The sequence below is a fragment of the Paenibacillus sp. AR247 genome (genome assembly GCF_002968895.1).
Lineage (GTDB): Bacteria > Bacillota > Bacilli > Paenibacillales > Paenibacillaceae > Paenibacillus_AQ > Paenibacillus_AQ favisporus.
Genome location: NZ_PCZT01000023.1, coordinates 105,784 through 115,522 on the forward strand (window position 1 = coordinate 105,784; position 9,739 = coordinate 115,522).

12 protein-coding genes and 1 pseudogene are annotated in these 9,739 nt (G+C 50.6%); 4 read left to right on the plus strand and 9 right to left on the minus strand.

Annotated elements, in window-relative coordinates; translation table 11 throughout:
* Window positions 1-6: 6 nt before the first annotated feature.
* A complete protein-coding gene (locus tag CPT76_RS29470) occupies window positions 7-1,281 on the minus strand; it encodes an MFS transporter (protein ID WP_105445574.1) in 1,275 nt (424 codons plus the stop codon).
* A 245-nt stretch (window positions 1,282-1,526) separates the two neighbouring features.
* Here CPT76_RS29470 and CPT76_RS29475 point away from each other — a divergent pair, with 245 nt between their 5' ends.
* Complete coding sequence (locus tag CPT76_RS29475; RefSeq protein ID WP_105445403.1) at window positions 1,527-2,666, plus strand: 5-methyltetrahydropteroyltriglutamate--homocysteine S-methyltransferase; 1,140 nt, start codon at window positions 1,527-1,529, stop codon at window positions 2,664-2,666.
* A gap of 158 nt (window positions 2,667-2,824) precedes the next feature.
* Here the strand turns inward: CPT76_RS29475 and CPT76_RS29480 are convergent, their stop codons facing one another.
* From CPT76_RS29480 to CPT76_RS29490, 3 genes are all read right to left on the minus strand, one after another.
* Window positions 2,825-3,208: a Dabb family protein gene (locus CPT76_RS29480; RefSeq protein ID WP_105445404.1), complete on the minus strand. Its 384-nt coding sequence runs from the start codon at window positions 3,206-3,208 to the stop codon at window positions 2,825-2,827.
* 282 nt (window positions 3,209-3,490) lie between these two features.
* Window positions 3,491-3,847 (minus strand): hypothetical protein, encoded by a 357-nt coding sequence (locus CPT76_RS29485; RefSeq protein WP_105445405.1) that lies wholly within the window; start codon window positions 3,845-3,847, stop codon window positions 3,491-3,493.
* 139 nt (window positions 3,848-3,986) lie between these two features.
* Entirely contained in the window at window positions 3,987-4,577 is a 591-nt protein-coding gene (locus CPT76_RS29490; RefSeq protein WP_105445406.1) for an NAD(P)H oxidoreductase, read from the minus strand.
* Between the two features lie 164 nt (window positions 4,578-4,741).
* Here CPT76_RS29490 and CPT76_RS29495 point away from each other — a divergent pair, with 164 nt between their 5' ends.
* Entirely contained in the window at window positions 4,742-5,098 is a 357-nt protein-coding gene (locus CPT76_RS29495; protein WP_105445407.1) for a winged helix-turn-helix transcriptional regulator, read from the plus strand.
* Between the two features lie 116 nt (window positions 5,099-5,214).
* Here the strand turns inward: CPT76_RS29495 and CPT76_RS40785 are convergent, their stop codons facing one another.
* The 4 genes from CPT76_RS40785 to CPT76_RS29510 all read right to left on the minus strand — a co-directional run bounded on the left by CPT76_RS40785 (window position 5,215) and on the right by CPT76_RS29510 (window position 7,189).
* Window positions 5,215-5,409, minus strand: coding sequence for an RICIN domain-containing protein (locus CPT76_RS40785; protein ID WP_258168928.1), 195 nt, complete (start codon window positions 5,407-5,409; stop codon window positions 5,215-5,217).
* Window positions 5,410-5,412: 3 nt separating this feature from the next.
* A complete protein-coding gene (locus tag CPT76_RS40790) occupies window positions 5,413-5,577 on the minus strand; it encodes an RICIN domain-containing protein (RefSeq protein ID WP_258168989.1) in 165 nt (54 codons plus the stop codon).
* Between the two features lie 8 nt (window positions 5,578-5,585).
* On the minus strand, window positions 5,586-6,659 hold the full coding sequence (locus CPT76_RS29505; protein WP_105445408.1) for a hypothetical protein: 1,074 nt from the start codon (window positions 6,657-6,659) through the stop codon (window positions 5,586-5,588).
* A gap of 179 nt (window positions 6,660-6,838) precedes the next feature.
* On the minus strand, window positions 6,839-7,189 hold the full coding sequence (locus tag CPT76_RS29510) for a YybH family protein (protein ID WP_258168929.1): 351 nt from the start codon (window positions 7,187-7,189) through the stop codon (window positions 6,839-6,841).
* Window positions 7,190-7,308: 119 nt separating this feature from the next.
* Here CPT76_RS29510 and CPT76_RS29515 point away from each other — a divergent pair, with 119 nt between their 5' ends.
* On the plus strand, window positions 7,309-7,662 hold the full coding sequence (locus tag CPT76_RS29515; protein ID WP_105445409.1) for a winged helix-turn-helix transcriptional regulator: 354 nt from the start codon (window positions 7,309-7,311) through the stop codon (window positions 7,660-7,662).
* A gap of 82 nt (window positions 7,663-7,744) precedes the next feature.
* On the opposite strand, the gene CPT76_RS29520 is transcribed toward CPT76_RS29515, so the two are convergent.
* On the minus strand, window positions 7,745-8,236 hold the full coding sequence (locus CPT76_RS29520; protein WP_089549529.1) for a pyridoxamine 5'-phosphate oxidase family protein: 492 nt from the start codon (window positions 8,234-8,236) through the stop codon (window positions 7,745-7,747).
* A gap of 453 nt (window positions 8,237-8,689) precedes the next feature.
* Here CPT76_RS29520 and CPT76_RS42345 point away from each other — a divergent pair.
* Window positions 8,690-9,739, plus strand: a pseudogene (locus CPT76_RS42345) (malate:quinone oxidoreductase); the annotation flags it as partial.

Sequence of the window (9,739 nt, forward strand, 5' to 3'; positions counted from 1 at the left end):
CGGAATTTACATTCGTGCGCCGGGAGCAGAATCGTTACGGAATGCCTGGCGGCCGATCAGGCCGACTCCCAGCGCCAGCAAGGTTAGGACTGTTGCTAACAAGTATAGGTTCACAATGCCGAGCCATTCGGCAAGGGCGGCCATAACGAGCAGCGAAATACAGAACACCAGATTCAGCAAGGAGGCTTGGGCGGACAGTACTTTCGGCAGCACCCCTTTGTCAACGCTGCGCTGAATCAAAGTGCGGCGGTTGATCACCGAGAGCTCGGCGAATGGTCCCATCAGCAGCACGAGAATGAGCGCGATAAAGGGCTGGGTGTTGAGGGCGTATATGGCGGTGAGGATGCCATACCCCGCCATGCCGATCAGCATGGCGGCCAGAAGGCTGCTGCCGATGGCGCGTGAAATGGCCAGAACCAGCAGTCCGCCGCCAACCGTCCCCGCAAAATATGCCGCATTAATGAAGCCCCACCACTCTTCGCCTTGGCCAAGCGCAGTCTGAACGAAGGCCAGCGTAAAAGCACCGACCCATACCGAACCGCCCAGCATGTCGATGATGTCCATGAAAGTCAGCAGCCGCAGGCGCGGCATTTGCCAGATGATTTTCCAGCCCTCGGTCAAGGTGTGCCATCTGGAAGCTGGAGCCGCTGCTATGCTGTCGTCAGGCGCTGCGTCGGTCGGCTGCTCAAGATGGGCTTCCGCCGGCTCCTTGACGCCGAGTGTAAAAGCCGCTGCCAGCCCGTAGACGACGGCCGTCACCAGCAGTGTTGGACTGGGTCCAAGCAAGGCGACAATAACGCCGCTGAGCCCCCAGCCGGCAAACTGTACCACCTGATCGCTGACGCTGATCAAGCTGTTGGCCTTGAGCAGGCCCTGCTCATGTGCGACGAGCCGCGGAACAAGCGCGTTGCGGGCGGGAACCGTCCACCCGTCCAGGAAGGACATGGCGAAGACCAGCGCAAACACCAGAACAAACACAGCGTCCTTTCCGGTAAGCTGCAGGTAAACGGCCAAGCCTACGAACAGCAGAAACTGGCCTGTCTGCGAGAACAACAGCAGGGCTGGAAGTTTGAAGCGGTTCAACAGCAGCGGCGCGATCAGGCCGCTCAGCATTTGGGCGCCGCTGCGCATCAACGGCATAAACGCCGCCGATATGAGTGATTCGGTCTGGTTTAACACCAGCACCGTAAGCGCCATAATATAGAGCACATCCGCGGCATTTGCCGCCGTCTGGGTGGTCCACAGGAAATAGAAAGGCCGGGTTAAGAAGGATGATTTCATGGCGGTCATAGTCTCCATTCCTACGTGCATGATGCAAAAAGCTTGTAACAAGATTAAGGATACGGGAACTTGAAGTTTTTTACAATGAAGGAAAGACACCTAATAGGGCAAGCACAGAGGCCTCCTGGAAAAAGAAAATTAGCTATAGTTAATAGCTATAACAGGCTATAACCTTTTAGTAGAACGTTATACCCAAGGGGATATGCTATAGTGATTTTAATATTATTTTCCGAGGAGATTAGCCGATGAGCACACAAACCAAACCTACAAAACGAACCGTTACTCCGTTTCGATACGATATCGTCGGCAGCTTTTTGCGCCCCCAAGCGTTGAAAGAAGCCAGAGCCCAATTCCAGAACGGTGAAATCACCGCTGAGCAGCTGAGAGAAGTAGAGAGCGCCGAGATCATCAAGCTCGTGCAGAAGCAAAAGGAAGTAGGGCTTCAAGCGGTCACCGACGGCGAATTTCGCCGTTCCTGGTGGCATCTGGACTTCTTCTGGGGCTTGGATGGCGTAGAGCGGACCATTGTTGATCAAGGCTACCAATTTAACGGTGCCCAGTCCAGACCCGAAACCGCCCGCCTGACCGGTAAAGTGGGCTACAGCAGCCATCCGTTTGTATCGCATTATGCGTTTTTAAAAGAGATTGCAGGCGAAGACGTCGTTGCGCGTCAATCCATCCCTGCGGCTGCGCAGTTCCTGTTCGAGCTGGACCGGGCAGAAAATCAGGAGAGCACGCAAGCCATCTATCCGAATCGGGAAGAGCTTGTTACGGATATTGCCAAAGCCTACAAAGCAGCGATCCTTGCACTCTATGAAGCCGGCTGCCGCAGCCTCCAAATCGACGATTGCACGTGGGGAGCGCTTTGCGACGAACAGTTTACGGCCTTCATGAAACAGGCAGGCGTGAACGTGGCTGATTATGCCAACGAATTTGCAAAATTGAACGAGGAAGTGGTATCCGGCCTGCCGGAGGACCTCGTCGTCACCACGCATGTATGCCGCGGTAATTATGTATCGACTTACGCCGGAGTTGGAGGAGGCTACGAGCCGATCGCGCAAACGCTCCTGGGTATCGATAACTACTCCGGTTACTATCTGGAGTTCGATACCGAGCGGGCAGGTGATTTCAAGCCGCTTCGTTTCCTGAAGGACAATCAGCAGGTCGTGCTGGGCCTGTTCTCTTCCAAATTTGGTGAGCTGGAAAATAAAGCGGACATTCTGAAACGGATCGAGGAAGCGACACAGTACGTTGACCTGAACCGGATCTGCCTGAGCCCGCAATGCGGCTTCGCCTCCACGGAAGAAGGCAACCACCTGACCGAGGAGCAGCAATGGCGCAAGCTTGCTTTTATTAAAGAAATCGCTGAGGAGATTTGGAAGTAACTCATATATAGGAATAGAATAAGCACCAATATAGCCGTACGGATGATGATCCGTACGGCTAAGGATGCTCTCTAAGTACTTCACGAAATGAGGCGGTTGCCTCGAGTCCGCGCGTATAGAACTGATACTAAAGAAAGCCGGGAGGCTGTAAGGAATGGTCATGTTAGGCCGATCCGGTCAAACAACGCCATCCATTCAGGGTCAACCGCAGCGTTCCGGCAAGCGGCGATTTTTGCCAAAATATCTGGGTCCGGATCATTCAACACCGTCATTTGGGACAGTTTGGACAATAAAGGGATGAACTGAAAATCCCCTTCGCGATGGGCAGGCTCACGAAAATATCGATCGAGCGACGCCAAGTCAGGGATGCTGACACAATATGCATGCGTGAATCCCTCCTGAGGATCACCGAAATAGCGCCCAAGGGAATAAAACGCGACGGATTCCGCCTTGGCTGTACGCTCGATAATCGAAAGGACCCCCTGTATTTCCGCTTCATTGACGCCATCCTTGAATTGAAACCGCAAAATGCTTGTGATCATCTCCGTCCCTCCGGATATCGTCTAATTAGAACACCCCTGGGTTTCCATTGATGCCTCAACGATATTGTATCAAGGTCACTTACCGAATGTAAGAAGTCAACTCACTTGGATATAGTCAACTATTATGGATCAGCTTACTTAATTAAAGTTAAAATAACTTGAAACGCGTATCTAAGAGGGGAACCTCTTGAAACAAGTAAAAGCCCCATCCGGCCAATGGCCGGAAAGGGCTGAATTCCGCTTTCTCACACTTCGTTCGTCTCTCCACCATAACCTGAAAAGTCACCGCTTGAGGGTCATACGCCAGCTGTCCGAGCGGCTGAGCTCCGTCGAGGTTCTCGAGGTATTCACGGCGCTGACCAAGAGGAAAATGGTTTGATCTTCGCCGGTGTTGTTGTTAAATAACACCTTGTTTGGCGTTAAATCCCCGGCACCGCCTCGGGCAACAAACTTCCCCGGAGACGGCTGGGCCTCGATTTTAATCGCAAAGGCTTCATTATTGAACAAAAAATTGAGGTTGTTTAACACCAATTTTCTTCCCTTTTTCACCCGGATGACGATTTGCTGCAGCAGCAGCGTTTTCCGCGGCCCTACTTTGACCGGCGTTTTTCCGCCTACAATCCCGCTAAGTTGAATCATGCTCTCACCTCTCTAACGAAATTCCTACAACATATTCATAGAGGATGAGCTTGGACACGGCACTGCAGGCCATACCGCCAAGGCAAAGGCAGTACATTTTCATTTCGAGCCGGACCCGGATTTTCGCAGCGCTTCCCGATTAATTCACGGCCTCTGAAACGTTGTCGTAATGCCGTCCCAAATGATAAGCTCGCGTCAGGAGGTTATCGAAAACTTCCGGCCTGGAATCCAGCGTATCGTATAGGATCTCAACCCGGCTGTTCGAGATTCCGCAGTAATCGGCTATGCCGACGTTTAGAAGCTGGGAGAGCAATGTATCGTACTGCCTCTTCTGAAAGTGCTCTTTCGGGGCTCCCGCCAGACCAAGCCACAGCACTTGTTGATGATGCAGGTGACTTGCGCCGTAAGCATACCCGCTGTTCCATACCCGGTCGATATATCCTTTCAGCATGGCCGGCAGGCCGTACCACCATATCGGGAAAATAAAGGCGAGCGCGTCATGCCGTTTCATTCGTGCGATCTCCGCTTCCACCTCAGGCGAATAGACTTTGTGATCCGAAGACCAATCCGGCTCGTCGGCTTCCCACAACACGGGATTAAAGCCGCTGCGATGCAGATCCAGCACCTCGGTTTCGTGCCCGGCGTCGGCAAGTCCCTGGATAAATCTCTCTGTCACGGAAAAGGTTAAGGAGTTCGCCCGAGGATGCGATACAACCGTCAAAATTTTCATCGATGTCACCTTCCCTCTCTCAAATTTCATAAGAGTACGGTAAAATTATCAGGTATGCTGTGATAAATGGGAAGTACTTACTTTTTTGTGATATAGACACTTTAAAGTGATATACTCACCGGAAAGTAATCGTTCATCGGAATCGACAGGAGGGTGGTAATCCCATGGAAATGCAGACCACACGGACGTTTAACATCCCCGCAGAGGCGACGCTTCAGGTGATCGGGGGAAAATGGAAGCTGTTGATTTTATGCCATTTGAACTGTGGGGAAGGACCACAAAGAACGAGCGAATTAAAAAAGGCAATTCCCGAGATTACGCAAAAAATGCTGATCCAGCAGCTCAAGGAACTGGAGGAAGACGGTATCGTAACGAGAACGTCTTACAATCAGGTTCCGCCGAAAGTAGTCTACGAACTGAGCGAGCTGGGAAAGTCGCTGAAATTGATATTGGATCAATTGGATGAGTGGGGCGAGAAGTATATGAATCTGCGTGATTGGAGGCGTTCCTGTTCGGAATGAGGAGAAGATTGCCCCAGATGACTCAGCGTCCCGGGGATCAAAAAAACGAGCGTTGGCCTATGAAGGCTCGCGCTCGTTTTTTAGTGAAACATCATCAGGATATTCGGTATCAACCACTAATTGATTTTCACCAGTTGCCATTGCTGGTTCAGATCGCCTCGGTAGAGATTTTGCTGAAGCTTCGCTCCATCCGCTGAGGAGGCTCCGGCAACCTCGACGGCCTTGTTGCTGTTTACATTGAGGATGCTCCAGTAACCGTTGCTCAGTTTGATCAATCTGAACTGTTGTGCGGTATTTCCCAGATCCTGCATGAGTTAAACCGCTTCGCCGTTGTTTTTCGTTCCGTTTCGGATATCCATGACTTTTTGGTCGGCCGAGCTGACGCTTCGCAGCCTGTACACGTTGTTGTAAGTCCCCAGATCATCGACAACCCATTGCTGGGCTGTTGCATTGTTGTCTGACCACTGCTGAAGCTGCAGACACTCCCTTACAAATACATCTCCTGGGCTTCTTTACCAAAAAATCCGGTTACGTCCTGATACTCGGCGATATCGATCCGGTGCTGCCGCATGATTTTCTGAATAAAAATGGCGTCCGCAAAGAGCATGTTGACGATTTTTTCGCACGCTAACGGGGTGTCCTTGAGATGATCGACCAAATCATGAATGTCATCAAACTGAAAATAAAGGATATAACAGACATAATTCTGAAGCAGCATGCGGAAGCCGTACTCTCGATACGGGTTGGTTCCGGCATCCAAGAGAGCGTCTCTCAGCAAATCGAAAAATCTTGTTTGATGTTCCGAGTGAATCCGGAGCAGCTCATCCACATCATGGATCAGCCGGAGTACGTTCTCAAACCCTTCTTCTGAAGGCATAAGCAGCTTGGATGATTTACCCTCAATCGATTTTAGCAGCTCGAGCGTGAGATGTTTACCGGCCTGAATTTCGTGAGGAGTGATTAGCAATCGATCCTTATACTCATCGTGCTTGTCGCAGTAGTAATCGTGGTATAAGGAAAAATAGCGCTCTACGCGGATACCCGTTTTCGTATGAACTAAATCCCGGCCGCGGAAAGAAAAGCCGTACAGGGTTTCCTCGTTAACCGGGTGGGCATAAAGGTAGAAAAAGAAGAAAAAGCCCCTCAGCTGCTCTTTCTGCACATCGTTTAACCGGACCGCATCCGTCAACTGTCCCAATTGAAAAAAACAGTAATGTTTCATAAAGTCATTCATTGCACGGTAAGGATGGGGACTGGCAACGGACGTCGTCGAATTGATCGTATACAGGAGAAAATAAAGGATCTGCTCATCATATATATCGAGGTCCGGAAAGTAACCCGAGAGCAGCGGCTTCCAGTCGGGGTTGGCCGTGTACCGGGGATCTTTCGGCTGTAATGCGTCTGCCCATTCTACAAACGGTTTGTCATCATGACCGGCAAAAAATAACTCGGCGCTGTCATCCTCGAAAAGACCGTATTCAAAGTCCTCCGTTTGCTCAAGCTCGAATCCTCTATTGAATTTGATGTTCAAATATTCGTTAAATAGCGATTGAAGTGTCATTTGTCTGTTCCTCGGTTCCATAATCATTCTGCTTGCATTCGCTTGCTGGCCGCTAACACGCTGCTTTAGAGGTTCGACGTGAAGCGGGCATAACCTTCTGCGAAAATCCTCAGCCAGAACGTATTCGTTCCAAAATTTCGGAGCCCGAAGGGTGGTCTACGATGTACCGCCAGCTTCCGTCAGTTTGGCGTCTTATCACTTCGGACGTATGTCCCTCCACCTGAGCCGGGTTGCCGTTCCCATCCCGTGTACTGAAGGATGAACTGGGCACGCAGCAAAGCGATATTTTCGAACGGGATGCAGTAAATGTTCCTGGACGTCATGCGGCCCTGCAGCTGCAATAGATCCTCGAGCGTTCCACGGATTGTTTCGATTCCTTGGTCAAGCCCGCCGGCCGGGTTCATCAAAATGCTATTTGGTTCGTATAGCGTTAGCAGTGCGTTGATATCGCCGGAGTTGAAGGCCTCGGCAAAAGCAGCATTCATGTCCTCCGGCCGCATGACCGGATTGAAGTGCGCTGGTGGCTTCATAAGATCGCCTCTTTTCGTATAATGGAGATATACAGGTAGCTTATACGAACCTTCACCGGTATTGAAGTACGCAGAAATAGATGACTTAGTCATAAAAACCTGACCAGCAGGAGGAAAAGATGCCTTATCAGGATGGAACATTTGGTTGTCCGGTAGATGTGGGACTGCAGCTGATCAACGGGAAATGGAAACCGAAGATTATCTACGAGCTGCTTCAGCAAACGTGCCGTTTCGGAGAGCTTCACCGGCGAATTCCCGGCGTTTCCAGGCATGTGCTGACGACACAGCTGCGGGAGTTGGAAGAAGGCGGCATCGTACAGCGAAATGCATTTTTGACCGTGCCGCCAAAAGTTGAATATTCGCTGACGGAGTTTGGCCAGCGTTTGGAGCCCATTTTGGAGCATATCATGAAAGTGGGAGAGCACTATATTTCACAGCAAAAACAGGAGGCGGCTGCTGATCCGCCAAGCTGAGTCGAGTCATGTCGATGTAAGTCCACGGTGATATGAAAATAAAAACGGACGCGGGTTAAGAACCGGCGTCCGTTTTTTTATCCTAATCCAATTCCACAGTTCGATTCATATTGGTGCCTTCGTTGCTTTTACCCATCAGTCTGCGGAACAGGAACCTGGCCATTTTGAACTTGTTGCCGGCATCCCAGTACTCGGCCGCTTCGGCCTGCACCTTGATGAGAACGAGGTTCGGATCGTCATAGTTCGTTTCCAGCAGCTGCTCGTAAACGGGGTTCCACAATTCCTTCAGCTTTTCGGTGCTATTGACCAGCTCGGCTTCACCGCGAATGGAGACGAAGGACTTGCCGGCATAGGCTACATTGACCTGCCGGTTTTGCAGCAGCTCATGGAACTTCTCAGTGTCTTTCTTGGTCAGGAACCACAGGTCGCCGTCAAATTCAATGTCCTGAGTCTTCATGGGACGTGAAACCAGACCTTCTTCCGAAACGGTTGTCAGCATGGCCGTGTCGATGCCCTTAATCAAATCGCGTACTTTCTCGATCGCTTCTTGGTTATCCGGAGTTGGATTTGTCATTTTGTTCACCTTTTCCTAGTGTGTGTTTTTATTAGTATTACACTTATTTATACTCTGCCAAACCAAGAGAATTGGGCTGATTCCACTCCTGATTTGAATCCCTTTATGAGCAGGCCTATATTTAAACCCAGAGGTTCATCGCGTCTTGACCGAGAAGGTACTTCCGAAGCAGGCCGGGGTGCTCCCCGCAGAGGAGTGGGCAAATTCATTAGATTAGGAGACTACCCCTTGACCAAAGCACGATTCCGGTATGCTGCCGGGCGATGGCCTTTGGTTTTTTGTCTATTTCCGAGTTATACGCACGACAATCATTTAACAGTCCACAGAATAGTGCTATACTATGAATTAGGTAATCATTCATCAGAAAAGGTGGATAACCGGGTCGCACTCTGGCTTGCCTCTTGAGAGCGCCTACATCTTTTCTTCAAATACTAGCGTGTAAGGACGGTAATTATGAGCAACAGACAAACCGAAACAGACGTTATCTTAATTGGTGCCGGTATCATGAGTGCGACTTTGGGGACACTGTTGAAAGAATTAGTACCGAACTGGAAAATTACAGTGTTTGAGAAGCTGGCAAGCCCGGGCGAGGAAAGCTCGAACGAATGGAATAACGCAGGAACGGGGCATGCCGCCTTGTGCGAGCTGAACTACACATCCGAGAAACCGGATGGTTCCATAGATATCAGCAAAGCGATTAGCGTCAACGAGCAATTTCAGGTTTCCATGCAGTTCTGGTCTTATCTTGTCAAAAGTAACTTGATTCGCAATCCGCAGGACTTTATTATGCCGCTCCCCCCATATGAGTATGGTTCAGGGGAAAGAAGACGTGGCATTTTTGAAGAGACGTTTTGAGACGATGTCCAAAAACCCGCTGTTTCAAGGGATGGAATTCTCCGACGATCCGAAAAAACTGATGGAATGGATTCCGCTCATTATGAAGGACCGGACCTCGGATGAACCGATCGCGGCCACCAAAATGGACTCGGGAACGGACGTCAACTTTGGCGCTTTAACGCGTATGCTGTTTGAGCACTTGAAGAGCAAAAACGTTGGTATTCATTACAAGCACAGTGTGGACGATATCAAACGCACCAGCGATGGCGCGTGGGAATTGAAAATACGCAATTTGAGCAGCGGCAGCGTCGAACGCCATACGGCGAAGTTCGTCTTTATCGGCGGTGGCGGCGGAAGCCTTCCGCTCCTTCAGAAATCCGGCATCCCGGAAGGAAAGCATATCGGCGGATTCCCGATCAGCGGACTCTTTATGGTGTGCAACAATCCGGAAGTGGTAGCGCAGCACCATGCCAAGGTGTACGGCAAGGCCAAAGTAGGTGCGCCGCCGATGTCGGTTCCGCATTTGGACACCCGTTTTATCGACAATCAGAAGTCGCTGCTCTTCGGACCGTTTGCAGGCTTTTCTCCAAAGTTCCTGAAGACCGGTTCCATGTTCGATTTGCTGGGTTCGGTCAAGCCGAACAATGTGCTCACGATGCTGGCTGC

Coding starts and splice junctions, on each gene's coding strand:
- CPT76_RS29470 (WP_105445574.1), bottom strand. CDS start 1,281: ATGAAATCATCCTTCTTAACCCGGCCTTTCTATTTCCTGTGGACCACC.
- CPT76_RS29475 (WP_105445403.1), top strand. CDS start 1,527: ATGAGCACACAAACCAAACCTACAAAACGAACCGTTACTCCGTTTCGA.
- CPT76_RS29480 (WP_105445404.1), bottom strand. CDS start 3,208: ATGATCACAAGCATTTTGCGGTTTCAATTCAAGGATGGCGTCAATGAA.
- CPT76_RS29485 (WP_105445405.1), bottom strand. CDS start 3,847: ATGATTCAACTTAGCGGGATTGTAGGCGGAAAAACGCCGGTCAAAGTA.
- CPT76_RS29490 (WP_105445406.1), bottom strand. CDS start 4,577: ATGAAAATTTTGACGGTTGTATCGCATCCTCGGGCGAACTCCTTAACC.
- CPT76_RS29495 (WP_105445407.1), top strand. CDS start 4,742: ATGGAAATGCAGACCACACGGACGTTTAACATCCCCGCAGAGGCGACG.
- CPT76_RS40785 (WP_258168928.1), bottom strand. CDS start 5,409: ATGCAGGATCTGGGAAATACCGCACAACAGTTCAGATTGATCAAACTG.
- CPT76_RS29505 (WP_105445408.1), bottom strand. CDS start 6,659: ATGACACTTCAATCGCTATTTAACGAATATTTGAACATCAAATTCAAT.
- CPT76_RS29510 (WP_258168929.1), bottom strand. CDS start 7,189: ATGAAGCCACCAGCGCACTTCAATCCGGTCATGCGGCCGGAGGACATG.
- CPT76_RS29515 (WP_105445409.1), top strand. CDS start 7,309: ATGCCTTATCAGGATGGAACATTTGGTTGTCCGGTAGATGTGGGACTG.
- CPT76_RS29520 (WP_089549529.1), bottom strand. CDS start 8,236: ATGACAAATCCAACTCCGGATAACCAAGAAGCGATCGAGAAAGTACGC.